Annotated in this window: 20 protein-coding genes; 10 read left to right on the plus strand and 10 right to left on the minus strand. The window is 59.8% G+C overall.

Going from position 1 to position 18,942, the window contains the following annotated elements; all coding sequences use genetic code 11:
• Nucleotides 1–360: 360 nt before the first annotated feature.
• Nucleotides 361–1,245: a MurR/RpiR family transcriptional regulator gene (locus ACSQ36_RS39615; protein WP_213762728.1), complete on the minus strand. Its 885-nt coding sequence runs from the start codon at nucleotides 1,243–1,245 to the stop codon at nucleotides 361–363.
• A 280-nt stretch (nucleotides 1,246–1,525) separates the two neighbouring features.
• Between ACSQ36_RS39615 and ACSQ36_RS39620 the strand changes: the two genes are divergently transcribed.
• The 9 genes from ACSQ36_RS39620 to ACSQ36_RS39660 all read left to right on the plus strand — a co-directional run bounded on the left by ACSQ36_RS39620 (nucleotide 1,526) and on the right by ACSQ36_RS39660 (nucleotide 8,659).
• Entirely contained in the window at nucleotides 1,526–2,374 is an 849-nt protein-coding gene (locus ACSQ36_RS39620) for a transporter substrate-binding domain-containing protein (protein WP_011494413.1), read from the plus strand.
• A gap of 19 nt (nucleotides 2,375–2,393) precedes the next feature.
• A complete protein-coding gene (locus tag ACSQ36_RS39625) occupies nucleotides 2,394–3,011 on the plus strand; it encodes a DUF1989 domain-containing protein (RefSeq protein WP_213762727.1) in 618 nt (205 codons plus the stop codon).
• A 12-nt stretch (nucleotides 3,012–3,023) separates the two neighbouring features.
• Nucleotides 3,024–3,659: an urea carboxylase-associated family protein gene (locus tag ACSQ36_RS39630; protein WP_436186322.1), complete on the plus strand. Its 636-nt coding sequence runs from the start codon at nucleotides 3,024–3,026 to the stop codon at nucleotides 3,657–3,659.
• 18 nt (nucleotides 3,660–3,677) lie between these two features.
• Nucleotides 3,678–4,361 carry an amino acid ABC transporter permease gene (locus ACSQ36_RS39635; protein WP_436186323.1) on the plus strand — a complete coding sequence of 228 codons (684 nt, stop codon included), beginning with the start codon at nucleotides 3,678–3,680 and terminating at the stop codon, nucleotides 4,359–4,361.
• A complete protein-coding gene (locus ACSQ36_RS39640; protein WP_213762724.1) occupies nucleotides 4,358–5,032 on the plus strand; it encodes an amino acid ABC transporter permease in 675 nt (224 codons plus the stop codon). Before ACSQ36_RS39635 ends, ACSQ36_RS39640 begins: the two co-directional genes overlap by 4 nt.
• Nucleotides 5,033–5,037: 5 nt before the next feature.
• Entirely contained in the window at nucleotides 5,038–5,835 is a 798-nt protein-coding gene (locus ACSQ36_RS39645) for an amino acid ABC transporter ATP-binding protein (protein WP_213762723.1), read from the plus strand.
• 2 nt (nucleotides 5,836–5,837) lie between these two features.
• Nucleotides 5,838–6,506 carry a DUF1989 domain-containing protein gene (locus tag ACSQ36_RS39650; protein ID WP_148223132.1) on the plus strand — a complete coding sequence of 223 codons (669 nt, stop codon included), beginning with the start codon at nucleotides 5,838–5,840 and terminating at the stop codon, nucleotides 6,504–6,506.
• Nucleotides 6,507–6,546: 40 nt separating this feature from the next.
• Nucleotides 6,547–7,578, plus strand: a complete 1,032-nt coding sequence (gene alc, locus ACSQ36_RS39655; RefSeq protein ID WP_436186324.1) for an allantoicase — start codon at nucleotides 6,547–6,549, stop codon at nucleotides 7,576–7,578.
• Between the two features lie 253 nt (nucleotides 7,579–7,831).
• On the plus strand, nucleotides 7,832–8,659 hold the full coding sequence (locus tag ACSQ36_RS39660) for a class I SAM-dependent methyltransferase (RefSeq protein WP_436186325.1): 828 nt from the start codon (nucleotides 7,832–7,834) through the stop codon (nucleotides 8,657–8,659).
• 458 nt (nucleotides 8,660–9,117) lie between these two features.
• On the opposite strand, the gene ACSQ36_RS39665 is transcribed toward ACSQ36_RS39660, so the two are convergent.
• The 9 genes from ACSQ36_RS39665 to ACSQ36_RS39705 form a co-directional block, all read right to left on the minus strand.
• Nucleotides 9,118–9,693, minus strand: a complete 576-nt coding sequence (locus ACSQ36_RS39665) for a hypothetical protein (protein WP_436186326.1) — start codon at nucleotides 9,691–9,693, stop codon at nucleotides 9,118–9,120.
• Nucleotides 9,694–10,167: 474 nt separating this feature from the next.
• Nucleotides 10,168–12,261: a flagellar biosynthesis protein FlhA gene (locus ACSQ36_RS39670; protein ID WP_436186327.1), complete on the minus strand. Its 2,094-nt coding sequence runs from the start codon at nucleotides 12,259–12,261 to the stop codon at nucleotides 10,168–10,170.
• Complete coding sequence (gene flhB, locus ACSQ36_RS39675) at nucleotides 12,258–13,397, minus strand: flagellar type III secretion system protein FlhB (RefSeq protein WP_436186328.1); 1,140 nt, start codon at nucleotides 13,395–13,397, stop codon at nucleotides 12,258–12,260. Before flhB ends, ACSQ36_RS39670 begins: the two co-directional genes overlap by 4 nt.
• Nucleotides 13,394–14,185, minus strand: coding sequence for a flagellar biosynthetic protein FliR (gene fliR / locus ACSQ36_RS39680; protein WP_436186329.1), 792 nt, complete (start codon nucleotides 14,183–14,185; stop codon nucleotides 13,394–13,396). Before fliR ends, flhB begins: the two co-directional genes overlap by 4 nt.
• Nucleotide 14,186: 1 nt before the next feature.
• Complete coding sequence (locus ACSQ36_RS39685) at nucleotides 14,187–14,459, minus strand: flagellar biosynthetic protein FliQ (RefSeq protein WP_436186330.1); 273 nt, start codon at nucleotides 14,457–14,459, stop codon at nucleotides 14,187–14,189.
• On the minus strand, nucleotides 14,459–15,214 hold the full coding sequence (gene fliP / locus ACSQ36_RS39690) for a flagellar type III secretion system pore protein FliP (RefSeq protein ID WP_213762714.1): 756 nt from the start codon (nucleotides 15,212–15,214) through the stop codon (nucleotides 14,459–14,461). The genes ACSQ36_RS39685 and fliP overlap by 1 nt, the downstream gene beginning before the upstream one ends.
• Nucleotides 15,211–15,567 (minus strand): flagellar motor switch protein FliN, encoded by a 357-nt coding sequence (gene fliN, locus ACSQ36_RS39695; protein ID WP_436186331.1) that lies wholly within the window; start codon nucleotides 15,565–15,567, stop codon nucleotides 15,211–15,213. Before fliN ends, fliP begins: the two co-directional genes overlap by 4 nt.
• Before the next feature lies 1 nt (nucleotide 15,568).
• A complete protein-coding gene (locus ACSQ36_RS39700) occupies nucleotides 15,569–16,429 on the minus strand; it encodes a FliM/FliN family flagellar motor switch protein (protein ID WP_436186332.1) in 861 nt (286 codons plus the stop codon).
• Between the two features lie 183 nt (nucleotides 16,430–16,612).
• On the minus strand, nucleotides 16,613–17,470 hold the full coding sequence (locus ACSQ36_RS39705; RefSeq protein ID WP_436186333.1) for a flagellin: 858 nt from the start codon (nucleotides 17,468–17,470) through the stop codon (nucleotides 16,613–16,615).
• Nucleotides 17,471–18,130: 660 nt separating this feature from the next.
• On the opposite strand from ACSQ36_RS39705, the gene ACSQ36_RS39710 reads away from it, so the two are divergent.
• The gene (locus ACSQ36_RS39710; RefSeq protein ID WP_436186334.1) at nucleotides 18,131–18,835 is read left to right on the plus strand and encodes a response regulator transcription factor; all 705 of its coding nucleotides are present in this window, start codon (nucleotides 18,131–18,133) and stop codon (nucleotides 18,833–18,835) included.
• The last annotated feature ends 107 nt before the right edge of the window (nucleotides 18,836–18,942 follow it).

Raw genomic sequence — 18,942 nt, forward strand, 5'->3', positions numbered from 1 at the left:
CAACTATAAATGTAGTTGACATACCTCAGCAATGCCCCGAAGTCATTCGACCTAGCGCAACGGGATAATTTTGGGCGACGTGTTGGATCCGGTCCGTACACCATGTCGAGGTCAGCTATCGAGAAAGTCGAACGATCGGAGTGGGTCGGACAGCGCCGATCGCCGTCAGCCAGGGTCCGGCCAGACAAAGCAGACAGTCGAACGAAGAATTTCCAACGAATTTGGACGACTGCTCATTTACTTAGAAGCGGTCATTGGCGAATTCAATTCTGAAACAAAGCAATCTCGGAAAGAGATAATCAAGTACATCGATCGCGACAATTTTGTAATACACGGTGTCAATTTCTGCTGAAGCCGGGTTCACTCCAGTTCACGCAAGCTGTCGTGCAGTACTTCGACGCGCTGCAAATGGCTGTTGCTGCGATCGAGCAGCCGCTCCGCGACCAGCGAGCAGATTAGATTGACCACCGCAGTCATACCGGCCTTGCTGTCGAACAGCATCAGGCCGTCCGTGTGACAGCGGATCACCCAGCGCGCCAGTCGCGCGGGTTTGCCTGCAATCACATCCGACATATACACAACCGGCACGCCGGCGTCGGCCAGCGCGGCCGTCGCCAGTCCCACCGCAGGCACACGGCGGCGCAGGCCGATGACGATCGCGAGATCCTTCGCGTTCAGGTCGGCTAGATATTCGCCGATCGTGTCGCCGGGCGCGGGCAGCAACATCACGTCCGAACGGACCTGAATCAGCTCTCGCCGAATCATCGTGGCGACGGTATGGCTATGCCGATAGCCAATGATCGCCACCCGCTGCGCCTGCGCGATGGCGTCGACCACTTCGCTCAGCACTTGCGTATCGAGCGAACGATAGGTGTTCGCCATGTTTTCGACTTCGTGTTGCAGATGCGCCTGGATCACATCGTCGAGTTTCGACCCCGCCGTTTTACGGCCCCTGTTTTGGAGATACAGCGGCGAACCGCCGACCTGTGCCGCGCGCGCAATCGCGCGGGCGTCGTCGTAAGACGCATACCCCAGCTTCTGAAAAAACCGCGTGGCGGTTGCCTTCGACACTTGCGCGCTGGACGCAAGTTCAGTGGCGGTTTGCATCGCCAGTTGCCCCGGCGCACTCAGAATCACGTCCGCAAGCCGTTGATCGATTTCAGACAGTTCGTCGTAACACTCCGCAATCCGGCTTTCGATAGACGCTGGCGGTCGCTTCTCTTTTTTTGTTTGAGCGGTTGGCATTTGGGCTGATGGATAGGGAGTTACGCATCGTGGTGCGGTTTCGGCACCGCAAGCGTGCACGTAGACTTGCCTGCACGGCACGAGTGCAGGGCGGCGCCGTGTGGTATGGGCTTCATTATAGGTCTGCGGGCACGAACGTGAAATGATTGTTTCTCTCAAGACCATTTAGAAACACATGTTTTCCGATTTAAATTCCTGAAACACGCGTTTCACTGTCTTCACTGGTACGGATCATGCATTACGTCTTGCATCGTCCACCTGTCTACGGGAGTTTTCAAAGATGTCGAAGCGCCGCTTCTCCAGCCTTGCCCTTGCCGCGTTGTTGCCGTTCGCCGCGTTGATCAACACCGTCGCCGCCAGTGCCGATACGCTCGACGACATCAAGAGCCGCGGCACGATGACAGTCGGCATCGATCCAACATTCGCGCCATACGAGTACACCGATGCAAACAACAACATTGTCGGCTTCGATCCCGCGATTCTCGCGGCTGTTGCGAAGCACCTGGGCGTGAAGATCGAATATCAGCGTCTCGCGTTCAGCGGCATCATCCCCGGCCTGCTCGCGCATTCGTTCGATATCGAAGGGTCGGCATTGAACGTGACTGCTGAACGTGCGAAGCGTCTCGCATACGTGGTCCCGACCAGCAAGACCGTCAACGGCGCACTCGTCCGCGCCGATTTCAAGAAGATCCCGGCGAAAGCCACGATTGAATCGCTGGCCGGCCTGACCGCGGCGGTCAAGAGCGCCAGCGCGCCCGAGCAGATTCTCAAACAGTTCAACGAAACGCTGAAGGCCAAGGGCCTCGCGCCGATCACGCTGATCAGCGTGGATAGCGTGGACCAGACGGTCGCCGCCTTGCTGACGCGCCGCGCCGATTTCGTGTTCGACGATATCACCGTGCTGGCCGGCGTGATCAAGCAGAACCCGAGCAAACTCAAGTCGACCGGTGAACTCGGCCCGTCGCAATGGATCGCGCTGGCGACTCGGCCGGACGACACGCGTCTGAACAAGGCGATCAGCGACGAGATCATCGCGATGAAGAAATCCGGCGAACTCGCCCGCCTGCAAAAAGCCAGCCTCGGCGTGAGCTTCGATACGCCGACGTCCGACTTCATTCCCCAGCAGTAACGCCAGCATGCCGAATCAAATGACAGATCCAGTTCAGACTCTCACCGTCAAGGCAGGGCACGGCCGCACTTTCGAAGTGAAGGCCGGCCAACGATTGACGATCATCGATGTCGAAGGGCAGCAAGCCGCCGACTTCGTGGCACTCGTCGCCTCGAACCATACGGAGAAGCTGTCGCCGACACATACGCGCCGACAGCTTCGCACGTTGTTTTTCAATGTCGGCGACGCGCTGTATTCGTCGTTGGGCCGGCCGCTGTTGCGGGTCGTCGAGGACACCGTCGGCGTTCACGATGCCAATGTGCCCGCGTGCGACGACACGCGCTTTACGGTCGACTTCAACGTGATCGGGCATCGCAACTGCCTCGACAACATGCACGTGGGTCTCGCGCTGTACGGACTGTCGTCGTTCGATGTGCCCGAGCCGTTCAATCTGTTCCAGAACGGTCCGGTCACCGCCGACTGCCGGATGCAGGTCACCGACCCCACCAGCAAGGCGGGCGACTACATCACCTTTGATGTGCTCGAAGACCTGGTGTGCGCAGTGTCATCGTGTCCGCAGGACATCATTCCCGGCAATGGCCTGAAGGTCACCGACATCGCCATTTCCATCCTGCCCGCGACATTCGTCGCCGCCTGAACGGACTCAATCATGCTGCTTCTCAAAGAACCGCCCGCGCGCGCTGCGCTGCCGCCGCAAATCATCGCCGTGCCAGCCGGCGAAAGCCGCGCCATCGAAGTTAAAGCCGGCCAGATTCTTCGCATCGAGGCCAGGCAACCCGGTGCCGTTGCCTCGATGTTCGCCTTCAGCCGGATTAACGACGACGTCTATATGTCGGTTCATCACACACGCGTTTTCAGCAATTCCTATGTGTTGCAGGCAGGCATGCGAATCGTCAGCAACCGTCGCCGCGCGCTGATGGTCCTCGGCAAGGACACGAGCGGCAAGCACGACTTGTTGCTGCCTGCCTCCACGACCGCCTATCTCGCCGAACACGGTTACGCCGGCCAAACAGGTTGCGTCGAATCGGTTGGCGCGGTGATTGCCACGCTCGGCCTCAAGCCGCCGAAAATCCCCGATCCGATCAACCTGTTCATGCACGTCGCACTGCATCGCGATGGCTGTATCGAGCCGCTGCCGAACACCACACGGGCTGGCGATTTCATCGCCTGCCGCGTCGTCACGGACATGGTATTCATCGTGTCGGCGTGTTGCACAGGCATTGCGGGAAACGACACTCCCGGTGCGCTCGAACTGTCGACCGCAGAAGAACTCGACGAACTCTGATTCCGGGAAAACGCCGCAATGGGCTTCGACCCACAAGTGATCCACAGCCTGCCGACCTTAATCGACGGCTGGTTGCTGACCGTGGAACTGACGCTGCTCGGCGCGATCGGCAGCGTCGTGTTCGGCCATCTCGCATTGGCGCTGCAACTGACGCGTTGTGCGCCGTTACGCTGGCTTGCGCGCCTCTACATCAATTTCATGCGAGGCACGCCGGCGCTCGTGCAACTGTTCATGCTGTTCTTCACACTACCGTTGATTGGGCTGGGCGGTCGGCCGATGCTGGCGGCAGCGCTGACTCTGGGCCTGAACAGCGGCGCCTACACGGCGGAAATCCTGCGCGGCAACTTGCGGATCGTGACGACCGGTCAGTATGAAGCCGCGATCGCGCTCGGCATGTCGCCAATCCGTATTGCGCTGCGCATTGCGTTGCCGCAGATGCTCAAAGCGAGCCTGCCCGCGCTCATCAACGAATTCACGATTCTGCTGAAGACCACGCCGCTCGCGTCGGTCGTTGCCGTCACCGAACTGACGTATGCGGGGCAGATCGTGATCGCTCGCACCTATACATCGACGCAAGTGATGCTGTTGGTCAGCGTCGGCTACCTGGCAGTCGCGCTGCCGGTCATCTACGCCGCACGACGTGTGCAGCGCAAGCCGCGCGAAGCACATGCTCCACGCATCGCAACCGGAGGCAATCGATGACGTTCGACCTCGGGGTTCTGTCGGGCTACTGGCCCGAACTCGTGCAAGGGCTGGGGGGCACGATCTGGCTCTGTGCGGCTGGCGCGGTCATGTCGGGCGTACTCGGCGTGTTGCTGACGATCGGTCAACGTCGCGGCGCAGTGTGGCTGGTCGCGCTGATTCGCGGCTACACCGCCTTGACGCTCGGTTTGCCTTTGCTCGTATTGCTATATGTGACGTTCTTCGTGCTGCCGGAGTTCGGCGTGCTGCTGCCGGCTCCGCTGATCGGCACCGTGACGCTCGCGATCTACTACGGCCCGTACGTCGCCGAGGTGATTCAGGCGGCCATCGCTGCCGTGCCTGCGGGCACGATCGAAGCGGGTGTGGCCATAGGCATGTCGCCGGCGCGAATCGCGCGACGCATCATCGCCCCACAAGCGATGCCGCTGTTGCTACCCACGCTGACCGGCCTGTCGATCGGTCTGGTCAAGGATTCAGCGCTGCTCTCCATGATCTCGGTGCACGAGTTCATGTTTGCCGCGAAGGCCGTCGTGTCTGAGACTTACGCGCCACTGGAAGTCTATTTCGTCGTCGCACTGGTCTACTGGGCCGCGACGTCTGTTATCCATCTGTCGACCCGTCATTGGGAGCGCCGTCTTGGCCGCGCCCAACGGGTCGCTTCGCCCCGGTGAATTACATGAACCCGTCCGGCAACACGACGCCCGTTGCACTGAAGGCCAGCGCCATCGTCAAGTCGTTTGGTCAGAATCGCATTCTCGACGGCGTCGACCTGAGCGTCGCGCGCGGCGAAACGGTCTGCGTACTCGGCCCTTCCGGGTCCGGCAAATCGACTCTGTTGCGCTGCCTCAACTGGCTTTCTCCGCCCGATGATGGGGCGATCTGGATCGGCGACGAGCGTATTGGCATGCGCGAAAATGCGAACGGCTCGATCAGCCCGCGGCCCGACCGCGAAATACGCACGCAGCGCAGCCGGATAGGAATGGTGTTTCAGAGCTTCAACTTGTGGCCGCACATGACAGTGCTCGAAAACGTGATGGAGGGCCTTTTGTCGGTCAAGCGGATGAGCCGCCTTGCCGCGAGCGATCTTGCGGTAGAGGCGCTGCGCCAGGTTGGTTTGAGCGGCAAGCACACGGCGATGCCGGCGAACCTGTCGGGCGGACAGCAGCAACGTGTGGGCATCGCACGCACGCTGGCGATGACGCCGGAAGTGATCCTCTTCGACGAGCCGACCAGCGCGCTCGATCCGGAACTGGTCGGGGAAGTGCTCGGCGTAATGCGCGGTCTCGCCGCAAAGGACACGACGATGATCGTCGTCACGCACGAGATCGGCTTCGCCCGCGATGTTGCCGACCACGTGATCTTCATGGACGGCGGACGCATCGTCGAACAGGGGCCGCCCAAAACGGTGCTGGATACGCCATCGTCGCCCCGTCTCCAGCAATTCCTTTACCGCTTCAACCCGGAAACCAAATGATCATGAGCTACACGAATCAACCCACGTCGACTGTTCCCGCCGGCCACGGCAAAGCCGTCCGGCTGAAAGCAGGCGAAGCCGTACGCGTCATCAATACGCATGGTACCCAGGTGGTGGATTGCTGGGCCTGGAATGCGTACGACCTGAACGAATACATGTGCATGGAAACCACGCGAGTGTGGAACCAGCGGCTCAACCCGGTGGTCGGCGACAGCTTCGTGACCAATCAGCGTCATCCGGTGCTGACTGTCGTCGAGGATACAACGCCGGGTGTCCACGACACTTTTATGGCGGCCTGCGATCGCAAGCGCTACGAACTCCTGGGCGTGCGTGGCTATCATCGCAACTGTTGCGACAACATGTTCGAAGGCATGTTCGAACTCGGCGTCACACCGCCTCGCCAAAATCTTGCGTCGTTCAACATCTTCATGAACATCCGCGTGCAGCCCGACGGCATCACACTGCATACGTTACCCACGGTGACGAAGCCCGGCGAATTCATCACATTGCGTGCGGAAATGGATTGTTTCGTCGCGTTCTCAGCCTGCCCGCAGGACATTGTCAAGATCCAGGGGCAGGGCGACAACACGCCGAAGCCTGTGGACATTGTCGTGCTCGACGATTTCGAGTCGGATCTGCAGGGCACGCACTCGTGGGTTCCGCTCGCCTGAGCGTCCCCGTTCATCAACCGATCATCTGGCTCAACGATACATGGCTCTACCCACTCTCGATCCCGGCGCCCCTGCCTTTACGCGCACCGGCATCAACCTCGCGGACCCGCGCCTCGGTGCCGAGGCCGTGCTCACCAGCGACGACTTCTTTGCGCCGATGGCGCGCATGCTCGATCCCAATCCGGCCGTTTTCATCGCCAGCAAATACGACGACAACGGTAAATGGATGGACGGTTGGGAATCGCGCCGCAAGCGCGTGGCGGGCTACGATTTTTGTATCGTCAAGTTAAGCGTGGCAGGGGAACTGATGGGCGTCGATATCGACACCAGTCATTTCACCGGCAACTTTCCGCCGGCCGCGTCTATCGATGCTTGCCGTTGCGACGACGATATTCCGCCCGCCCATGCGCCATGGACTGAGGTGCTGGCGGCGACCGCGCTGAACGGCAACGCGCATCACTATCGTGCGATCGATGCAGCCACTCGCGACATCTATACACACGTGCGCCTGAACATCTATCCGGATGGCGGTGTTGCCCGCTTGCGCGTGTACGGCCAGCCTCACCGGGACTTGTCGCCAGGCGTCGAACTCGATCTCGCGTCCGCCATGAACGGTGCGCGAATCGTCGCCGCGAACAATCAGCATTACGGGTCGGCATCGAACCTGCTGTTGCCGACGCGTGCCGCCAACATGGGCGAAGGCTGGGAAACCCGCCGACGCCGCGAACCAGGCTGCGACTGGTGCATCATCGAATTGGCGACGCCCGGCGAAATTAGTCAGATCAGCGTCGACACGGCGCATTTCAAGGGGAATTTTGCAGACCGATGCTCGCTACAAGGCGCGTTCGTCAGAGCCGGAACGGACGAGTCCCTGATTACGCAATCGATGTTCTGGCCGGTGTTGCTCGGCGAGCAAAAGCTGGAGATGGACAGAGTTCATACCTTTGTGTCGACCCAAAGCATGCCTGTTACACATGTGCGCTTCAATATATTGCCGGATGGTGGCGTTTCGCGGCTGAGGCTGATGGGTCGGTCCTCGACCTTATCCAAAGCAAGCCTTCACCCCCATTAATCCGCAATCTACTCGAGACAACTCACGACTCATGCTTAGCGATCGAGTGGCCGCTTTCTTCCAAAGCGGTCTTTGGCCCAAATCCCAGTCTGAGCGACGGCAATGGGTCGAATAGCGCCGATCGCCGTCAGCCAGGGTCCGGCCAGAAACGGCCAGTCGACATCGTGGCCTCCTTCGTCGACAATTCCTCACGAGAGGGACGATCCAGAGTCCAGGCGTAGAACCAAGAATTGAACAATCGGGTAACGCAAGAATGACATCCCAAGCAGAAATCTATTTAAAAGATTTTCATCGACGCCGGGTAGGAGCAACGCGCCGGGCCTATGGCAACCACCCTGCGCGATCCACCCATGCAGAATACCCGTCTTCCTATCATGCGCTGGCAAAGCGGGTGCCGAATGATGGGATGTCGCGCACCGTGCTCGATCTGGCATGTGGTGATGGACCACTGCTGCAAATTCTGAACGACAGGGGCAACGCAGGAACCAAGTTGATCGGCCTCGACATGAGCGACGGCGAGTTGAGCGCTGCCCGGGCGGTGCTGCCGCAGGATGTTCGCTTAATCAGTGAGCGCGCACAAGAGTTGTCGCTTGATACTGGCTCGGTCGACTACGTTCTGTCGCACATGGCTTTGATGTTGATGGACGACATAGAGCAAGTCATCCGTGAAATTCGTCGGGTATTGCGTGAAGGCGGTAGTCTTTCCGCTGTCGTCGGGCGGGCCTTTCTGACCGGGGAAGTTGGTGAAGTCTTTTTAGACATATTCAGGCCGATTGCGAAGGCGAACCTGACACACCTACCACTCGGTGACGCGCGCACACGCAGCGAAACCGGTTGGAGCGAACTACTCCAGCATGGTTTCGTTAATGTCGTCTTCGAGGACATCGAAGTTGACTGGACGCCTACGCCCGAGCAGTTATGGTTGGACATGCTGGACACTTACGATGCAGACAGGATGTCGGAAACAGCGCGCGCGCAGTTCAAGAGCGAACTATTGTCGGCGTTTGCGCCCATACAACGCGAAGACGGAACGTTAAAGACGGGATGGGGCCTGCGTCTTATCCAGGCTAGTGCTGCCTAACGGCCAGCTCTGGTCGTCCGCCGTCATCGGCGCATGATCATTCGAGGGGCCGTTAAGGCCGGGTAAAAGACATTTAGATGGTCGGGTGGACGGCAGAGAAAGCGAGGTTAGACAGGCTGAATGCAACGACAATGCCGCGCGCGTTCGAGCCTCTCCTCGGACGACGATTTCACGATCTCCTTCGCGCCCGTGGCTCTTGCATTCTGCCACGCGACGATTGACACGCCACCCCTTGCCGAGCATGAGCAGCCTGTCGCCGGCTTCCATAGGCCTTCGCCCGCGAACATACGCCCCGCAGTCAGACCGGCGGTCGTGATGATCGAAGCCTCTTCGTCACTCCGGGCGCGGCCGGCGTCCCGGTTTTTCCGTAGGGGACAGTTTGAGCCAAGATTGTTGCCTGTACGAAGGGCCGGGTTGACGGTGCCGAATTGACGTCCCTGTACTCCACCGCGCGGCGGTCACTCGAGGTTATCGATAACCCATTGTTGAACATCATCCAGCAACGCGATTAGTTTCGCGTTAGAGAACGAAAGGTCACTCTCGGTCATTCCCCTGGCGATCTTGATCTCGCGCGCCTCGATTGCGTCTCCATACCAGCTCTTATAGTCGACCGTCTTGTCTGGAGTCCAATGGGTTGCCGAGTCTCTAAGACATTTCAGCACATGCAGCGCTGCGCGATCTGATCCTTCCTTCTCATGAAACAAGTGCTCGTTCTTCTTGGTGCTGTGGCGACAGTACCCCTTGATCCGCTCGTGGAACGCTATGACAAGGTTCGCACGTGCAAATGTTGTACATCCGTTGATCAGCCGTTCGGTGCCGTCCGCATCCGCTAACAAATGGGTGAATTCGTCTCCGCGAATGATGCAATCATCGCCGCGCCGCTTTGCGTTGACGTCCATGCGCTCTAGCGGTAACCCGATTTCCTTGGCCCCGCTGAGTGTAAATAACGTGCTATAGAGCAGCGCACGAAAGATGACTACGAAGGTACGTAGGTCTATGAGCAGCTGTTCTTTGTTATAGATCGTGGTTTCCATATCGCACGTGATATGTCGAAGAAAAGAATGGATCATACCTAAGTGCGCGTTCGCTGGGATGACACTCACGCGTGAGCTCGCTGGGTCGAATGCCTGGAAAGCGTCGCGCAACCGCCTGATTCAGGTCGATGGACCGTCTGAAAAGGCTGATCACGCGTCGACCGCCGCAAGTGCTCGACAGTCCGTTGTGGATTGGAAACCGTCATTAAGGTGACAAGAGATCGAAGGGCAGTTGTGGGTCGTGAAATGCCAATCACCTTCCCAGAACGACCACCCAACGGCCACCACTTTTTTCAACTGTCGCTGCCGATCCCGCGAAGTCCAATCATTTCCGTACTTTCGTGTCTAACTAACTGCGCACTAGTCCAAGTAATTCCGTTTCCCCACAATAGGCCGTGTCGCGCCCGTCAGCGCGGCAACATGCACGGCAGACCGAACCAAGTTAGCAACGATGTCACGTACGCCCTCTTCCCTCTACCCCAAGCTTCCAACAATACTCACATCACGCGCCTCAGGCACCTCGTTATACGAGAGCACGTTCAGCCCCGGCGCGAAGATACGCGCGTAACGCGCAAGAATCGGCCGGATGCGCGGGATCACCAGCAGGAGCGGGGGCGTCCCCATCTGCTTCATCTGATCGCGTATGCCGGGCATGTTGGCCTGAAACTGCGCGAGGACATTCGGATCGATCGGGAAGTTGTCGAGCGGCACCCTGGTAGCTGCTTGCTCGGCGCGGCTGAGTGCGCCGAGCAGCATGTTCTCCAGTTCCCCCGCCAGGCTGTAGCCCTTGATTTCCGACTTGTGTCCCATCAGCCCAGCCACGATCTGCCGGCGCAGCGCGCAACGAACCTCGGCAGCAAGGAGGATCGGATCCTTGGTGGTTTCGTAGGCTTCGACCAGCGTTGTCGCGATGGTCTCGATGTCGCCAAGCGAAACGTTTTCGGTCAGCAGAATACGGAACACGCGGCGCAGCTGGCTGTGCGTCAAGGCTTTGCCAAGCGCGTCCCCAAGCGCCGGCGCGACAGCGCTCAGCCGATCGAGCATCGCCGTCACGTTTTCATAGCTGAACAACTCAGGCAGATGGTCGCGCACGACCTTTGACAAGTGTGTCGCAATGACCGTCGGGGCGTCGACGACCTGATAACCGAGCCCCAGCGCGTGCGCCTTCTGCGACGGTGCAATCCAGGTGACAGGCATGTCGTAGGCGGGATCGGCGCCGGGAATGCCGTCGAGTTCGCTGTAGACGGCAGGCGAGGCAATCGCCATCAATTTGTCGTCATACACCTGCGCTTGTGCCACCGTGGCGCCGCTCAGGATGATGGCGTACTGCGACGGCGGCAGGCTGAGGTCGTCACGCACGCCAATGCGGGGTATCAGGAAACCCAGCGACTCGGACAGGCTTTGACGGGTCCCGCCAATCCGCTTGATGAGCAGCGCACCTTGCCCTTCATCGACCATGCCCAAAAGCCGGTAGCCGAGCGAGACGGACAGCGTCTCCACGTACGGGATGCTGTTCCAGTCGAGCGCCGCCGGCGCGGTCGCAAGCAGGGCGGCCTGAACCTGCCCGACATCCTCGCCCGCTTCGGCCGCGGTGATACGGCGCGCCATCCTTCGCCCGACAAACGCCAGCAAAGCGGCAAAGACGAGAAAGATTAACGTGGGCATGCCGGGGATCACGGCCAGCGCGGCCATCAACGCGGCGCCGCTGTACAGCACCGAGGGTGATGCCAGCAACTGCCTGCCGACCTGCTGTTCGAAATCACCGGCGTCGCTGATCCGCGTGACGATGATTGCGGCGGCGGACGACAGCAGGAGTGCGGGGATCTGTGCAACGAGACCGTCGCCGATCGTCAGCAGACCATATTGACGGAACGCGTCCGCGACGCTCAGATCATGCATCAACGTGCCGATCGCAAGGCCGCCGATCATGTTGATGATCAGCACCAGGATGCCCGCAATCGCATCGCCGCGAACGAACTTCGAAGCACCGTCCATCGCACCGTAGAAATCGGCTTCGGAGGTGACTTCGGCGCGTCGTTGTTGCGCCTTTTCCTGAGTGATGAGGCCGGCGTTCAGGTCGGCATCGATAGCCATCTGCTTGCCGGGCAGCGCATCAAGCGTGAAGCGCGCCGATACCTCCGAAATCCGCTCGGCGCCCTTCGTGACCACAACGAAGTTGATGATCATCAGGATCACGAATACGACAAGGCCAACCACGAAGTTGCTGCCTATCACGACGTTGCCGAAGGCCTCGACCACTTGGCCCGCCGCATGCGTGCCGGTATGGCCGTTGAGCAGGACGACGCGTGTCGACGCGACATTCAGCGTGAGCCGCATGAGCGTCGCGGTGAGGATGATGGTCGGGAAAGCGGAAAACTCGAGCGGCCTCTTGACGGAGACGCTCACCAGAATAACCACGATCGCCAATACGATATTGAACGTGAACAGTACGTCCAGCACGAAGGGCGGCAAGGGCAGGATGATCATCCCGAGCAGGACGAGCAGGGCGAGCGGAGCGGCGAACCTGGCGCGGCGCAGGCTTTTCAGATAAGGAAACGACGCTTTCATGACTCGTGTGTCCTGGTGAGATGATCTGGAATATCGAAGCCGGCCGGCGGACCCGGGCGGGCGGAGCGCTGGCCGTTACGAAAGGCCTTGATCTGCAATACATAGGTCAACACTTGTGCGACGGCGCGGTATAACGCGGCGGGAATCTGCTGATTGACCTGGCTCGTGTTGTAGATCGCGCGGGCAAGCGGTGGCGCTTCCAGCACCTCGATGCGGCATTCTTTCGCCACCTGACGAATGAACAGCGCCGTTTCGTCGATACCCTTTGCAACGACGTACGGCGCCTGCGCTTTTGAATCGTCGTATTTGATCGCCACTGCGTAGTGGTTCGGGTTGACGATCACGACATCCGCCGTGGGTACCGTCTTGCGGATACCTGCCTGGGCCAGTTGCCGTTGTAATTGGCGGATGCGGTTCTTGACCTCAGGTTTGCCTTCGGTGGTCTTGTATTCGTCCTTGAGGTCCTTCTTGCTCATGCGCTGACCGCGCATGAAGATCCATTGCTGCACGGGTGCGTCGATCAGCGAGAACGCGATCAAAACACCAGACAAGGCCAGCACCGAATTCAGCAGCAGATCCGCGCCGCCGAGCAATGCGTCGGCAAGCGGTGTACCTTGCAGGCGCACGAAACTGATCAGGTTCGCCCGGCAGGTCCACCACAATACGAAGCCGAGCGAGAGCGCTTTGAGAATCGTCGTGGCAACCTGAATATAGTGCTTGGCCGATACCAGCCGTTTGAGGTTGCCCAACGGACTGAGCCGATTGGCCTTGGGCGCGAAATGACCGGGCGTGAAACTCCAGCCGCCGGGAAAGAGCGAACCCGCGACAATGCACAGCGGTACCGCGGCGAGCGGCAGCGTCATCTTGCCAATCATCATCAGGACGCTGAAAAACAGCATGGACGCGACGTTGTCCGTGGCGTTCTCGCCGCTCAGGTCCGCGAACGACAGCGCAAATAGCCTGCGGCAGTCTTCCAGCCAACCGGGAATCACGATCACCAACAGCTTGAGGCTGACGAAGACGCCGATCGCGGTCGACATGTCTCGCGAGCGGGCTATCTGACCTTTTTGCCTCGCGTCGCGCAGCTTCTTCGCGCTTGGTTTCTCTGTCTTGTCAGCCGCGCCTGCTTCGCTCATGACAGCTCCGTGCGCGGCGGCAGCGCGAGTTGGTCCAGCAGATCGAGCACGTGGCTGATCATCTGGTTGAAATGGTCCGGCAGCGAAGGCATCAGTAGCGTGAGAAGGAGCAGGCCGAACATCGTCGTGACTGAAAAGCCGAGCGCGAACAGGTTGAGGGTCGGCGCCACGCGGTTCAGGAAACCGAGGCCGATCTGCATGACCATCGTGGCGAATACCACCGGCAGCGAGAGCGCAAGTGCCGCCGAGAACATCCACGCGAGCGCTAATGCGAGCCGTTTGAGCGCGCCTGTGTCGAAGGCGAGACTGCCCACCGGCCAGATATGAAAGCTCTTGACCAGTATTTGCGTGATGACGAGATGCCCGTCCACCGCGAAGAACAACAGGATGAACACCACGTACATCAGGCTCGACACGACATCGGATGCCTGCCCATTCAACGGGTCGTTGATCTGGGCCATCGACAGGCCCATCTGCGACGAAACCGTTGCGCCGAATATCATTAGCGCGGCCAGCACGAGATGAAACACGAAACCGAGCATTCCGCCGATCAGGATTTGCTCGGCCATGGCAATGCCGCCTTGCAACGAAAGTGGTTCGACCGCCGGCATTGCCGGCAACCCGGGCACGATCACGACGGCAAGCAGCAGCGCCAGCATGATCCGCGCTCGCATCGGGACCATGACCTCGCCGAGTACCGGAGCGCTGAGGAGGGCCGCCACGATTCTGCAGAACGGCCACATGATCGTGGCTACGAGCGGCTGCAACTCCCGGAAAACCTGCTCCATATCAGCCGGCGATGTGCGCCGCACGCTGAAAAATATCGACGCAATAATGCATCAAGCGGTCGGCGATCCACGGGCCAGCCGCGCCCAATGCGACCAGTGTGACAAGCAGACGCGGCAGGAAACTCATGGTCTGCTCGTTGATCTGCGTAGCGGCCTGGAACATGCTGACAAGCAGACCGGTGATGAGCCCCGGCGTGATCAGCACGATCACGATCAGCATCACGAGACGCAACGCGTCATTCGCAATATCCGCGGCCAGGTCCGGCGTCAGCATCAGTAGCTCCGCACGCTGGTGATCAGCGTGTTGACCGTGAGCGACCAGCCGTCGACGAGCACGAACAGAAGCAGTTTCAACGGTAACGAGACAACCAGCGGCGACAACATCATCATGCCCATTGCCATCAGAATGCAGGCGACGATGATGTCGATCACGAGAAACGGAATGAACAGCATGCAGCCGATCTGGAAGGCCGTCTTCAATTCGCTGAGAACGAACGCCGATAGTTTCACGAGGAAAGCGTGATCTTCCGGCTTCTCGACGGGCTGCGCGCCGGAGAGCTTCGCCATATGGGCCAACGTGGCTTTGCTGGTTTGCGCGAGCATGAACCGCGACAGCGGTGCGCCGGCCGTGCGCAGCGCCTCCTGCATGCCGATCTTGTCCTGGTCGTAGGGCAGGAACGCCTTGGTCCAGATTTCCTCGCCGACCGGGCGCATGGTAAGCAGCGTGAGCACCAGTGCGACGCCGGTAACTATGCGGCTCGGCAAGCCTTGTTGCAGTCCAAGCGCCTGGCGCAGCAGCGACAGCACGATCACATAGCGCAGGAAGCTCGTCATCGTCATCAGCAGCGCGGGCAGCAGCCCGAGCAGGGTCATCAGCACAAGGATCTGGGTCTTGACCGTGAACGGCGCCTCGCCGCCCGTGCCGCTCGATAGCGTGAGTGAATCGGCATACGCTGGCAGCGACAGCGCGAGACCCGCGCCTAGAACCAGCAGGCTCGGAAAGTAGCCGCGGCGGGTGCGAAGCGTCATTGCGCGAGTGTCTTGAGGTCGTCCAGCGCGACGATCTTCAAACCGTAGTTCTCGCCCGACACAACCACTTCCGCCGTGCCGATGGCCGTGCCGTTGACCTTGATCACGAGGGGTTCGCCCGCCAGCCGGTCGAGCTCAAGCACCGATCCGTGTTCGAGTCCGATCAGCTCGGATAGCGGCAGTGTGGCGGAACCTACTTCCAGGGTAAGGCGCACCGGAATCTTGTCCAGCATGCGCTGCACACGGGGCACGCGCGCCCCGGAACCTGCCGGATGGCCGGAGTCCGGCGTCATGCCGTCGGAGGTGTCAGAGGTGTCATTCGGGCCCAGATGGATATCGTCGTCAGGATTCATGTCATTCGACATCTTCGAAAGAGGTGAGCCAAAGCGATCCGCCTTGTTCGGCGATCACAGCCCGGTATAGACGCGATCCTTCCACGAGCACTTCCGCTGTGTCGGAAACACGCACCGGAAGAATGTCGCCTGGCGCCAGATTGAACAGTTCGTCGAGCCGCAGGTCGCGAGACAGCATGCGCACGCTTACCGTGATGGGGATGCGTTCGGCGAGGGGTGAATGACGCATCGCGTTAAACGATGAAGCCGGCGACGCAGAAGCGCGCGCCGGTGCGACGCTCGCGAACAGCCGGCTTAGCCAGGCATCGTCGAGCGTGAATTCGAGCGCATCGGCGAGGCCGAGAGCCGGCTCCCGTATCTCGACGCGGATCACACGGCGGCCGCGCTCGGGCGGAGCTACCGGCTTGGTCAGCAGCGTCAGGTCGGGCGACGGCTCGATGCACGTGATCAACGCATCGAGCAGCGCCGTGCTGATCAATGCGCCGAAGCGATGTTCGGTTTCGGTCTCCGGGGTGGCATCGTCGAATAGCGTCGAGCCTTTGTTGCCGTAGTGGCAATCGAGCATCGCGAGCAGCATGCGCCTCGCGATCTTGACGGCGACGCCTCCGGTCGGCAATTCAATACCACGCCAGACCGCTGCGCCGGACGGTGCAGCGCAAGACGCAGTGCTCACGCCGCTGACAGTGAATGCCGCGCCCCGCCGCCGGTTGAAGCGGCTGCTCAGGACACGGTCGACTTGCCTGCCCAGGCGGCCATTGAAATCATCGAGCAGGTGAAATGGCCTGCCGAGCGTGCACGGGTCCAGCACAACCGGTTGGCTGGATGTGAAAGATCCGATGGAAAGTTGATTTGATCTCGACACGGATGGGCTTCTCGATGAACTCGACGAAGCCGTGATTCTCAGGGTCGCGCCGTGGACGCGCGAAGAGTCTTAACAAAATCTAAAAAAGGGGGAGTGGCCTCGACAGGCATTCGCGAGAAGACACAAGAACAGGGCCGATCCGCGCGGGGAGGATCAGCCCTGTTCAGTAACGCCGTAAAGACGTTATTGGAGGAGCGACAGAACCATCTGGCTCATGCTGCCGCTTTGCTTGAGCATCGACGTGCTTGCCTGCATGAGGATCTGCTTCGAGGTCATGTTGGCGCTTTCAGCCGCATAGTCGACGTCCATGATGCGGCCTTGCGCGTCGGTCGTATTGCTCGACATATTCGCAAGGTTGTTATTGATGTGCTCGAGGCGGTTTTGCGACGCGCCGAGTGCCGAGCGCATCTCGCCGACGGCCTCGAGCGCATCGTTGATGGTGTCAATCATCGCGTTTGCGCCGTCGGCCAGTTCCGTGCCTGCGTTGCCGGGGGCGCCATAGTTCGCACTGACTTCCCCAAAGCTTTCGGCGAGCGCCGTCAGCAAATCGCCTACGTTCACTTCCATCGTTTCCGCGGAGCCTGCGCCGATCTGGAACGTCATCGCATCGCTCAGCTTGCCAGTTTCATCCAGCAGCTTTTCACCGCCGTAGGCCGTGTTCGTCATGATGTTCGCGAGTTCGGCGCCGAGCGCGTCGAATTCGGCCTGCATCGCGTCCTTGTCCTTGGCGGTCGACGAGGCATCGGCGGCCTGCGTGGCCAGGTCCTTCATTCGCAGCAGGATGTTGCCGGTTTCATTGAACGCGCCATCGGCCGTTTGCAGCATGGACATGCCATTTTGCGTGTTCTGCATCGCGACGGCCATGCCGCGTGTCTGTGCGGCGAGCCGTGTAGCGATCTGCAGGCCGGCGGCGTCGTCCTTTGCCGAGTTGATGCGATAGCCCGTGCCGAGGCGGGTCATCGAAGTGTCCAGCGCCGAGCGCGTATTCGCCAGAGTGTTCTGGATGGACAGGGAAGCCGAGTTCGTGTGAAGGCTCAACATGAGCGGGTGACTCCTTGAAGGTCTGTCGGGAAAAGGATTGCCGCCTGATGCGAAAGTAAAGATGACGACGCCTTCACAGAACGACCCTCGGGAGGAAAACATTAAATGCGCGTGACGACAGACCCTGTTTGTTGCCACGAATAGTTGCCGCCAATTCAAGCATGTAATTATTATGTAATGTATATTTCATTTTGCTTGTGTAGAGTCTGGCGGTCGCTGCGATGATTCCGAGAGCATGGCGTGCGACATGCGCAGTCACTATGCGTCCTGAGAGGACGACAGAAAAATGAGCGCCGCGGAAGTGATGCGGCGACGAGTAACAGACCAAATATCAAAGATTCGCTCACCGGCAAGCATTGCGGTTCGGGCGAACCGGGGTGTGATTCATGAACAAACAGAAAAATAAGCAGAAAAGGCTCGCAAGCGTGCGGGCAGAGTCCAACGTTGTGCTGCGCACGTGGTCAGCCGTGCGGATGCGACTTCGCTCGCCGGATACGTCCCCATATCCGGCTGCGTCGTTATCGCTACTTCTTTAAACACGAATCCCCGTATTCAGCGTGGTTGCAGAATTTCTGCCAGGACACTGTGCTCCGCACAGTCCGTCCCTATTTTTCGTTTTCCGATTTATTTAACGCATCACGCGACTACATTGGGAGAGTCATGCGCATTGGCGTACTCGAAGACTCGGTCGGACAGGCCCAGACCGTGGCGACCTGGCTCAAGGCAGCCGGCCACGACAGTGTTATCCGGCACGACGGCGACAGTTTTATCGACTTGATCCGGTCCGAACCCCTGGACATGCTCGTGCTCGACTGGGATGTACCCGGCACGTCAGGCATCGGCGTTCTGCGGTGGACCAGAAAAACACTGTCGAACACCTTGCCGGTTATTGTGCTGACCCAGCATGACGGCGAGGAGGATATTGTTCATGGCCTGAACTGCGGGGCGGACGACTATCTCGTCAAGCCGGCCCGGGAACGCGAGCTGGTGGCACGCGTCAACGCTCAGGCACGCAAATACTACCCCGACGCCGATCGGCTCAAACAGATGAGGGTGGGGAACTACACGTTCGATGTCGAAGCGCGTAGCGTGCAGATTGACGAGGCCAGCGGGACCCGCGACATAGCCCTGTCAGTGCGGGAATTCGATCTTGCGCTGCAGCTCTTCCACAATCTGGGGCGCATCGTCACAAAAGACGCACTCATCAAGCAAATCTGGGGAGCCATTGACAGGAAATACGATGCGTCACTGGCCACCTATATCAGCAAGCTGCGCAATGTACTCGGGTTGTGTTCAAGGAACGGCCTTGTGATCTCGACCGTCTACAGTTTCGGTTACAGGCTGGAGCGCGTGCGAACAATCTGATCCTTTAGCCAATGACACGCCGGCCGCCGGCGCGTCGTTGGCATCGCGGGAAAAAGCATCTCCCATCTCGTTTCGCACGAACGTCGCTCACCAATCAGCCACCAATT

It is taken from the genome of Caballeronia sp. LjRoot34, from assembly GCF_964253815.1.
Classification (GTDB): domain Bacteria; phylum Pseudomonadota; class Gammaproteobacteria; order Burkholderiales; family Burkholderiaceae; genus Caballeronia.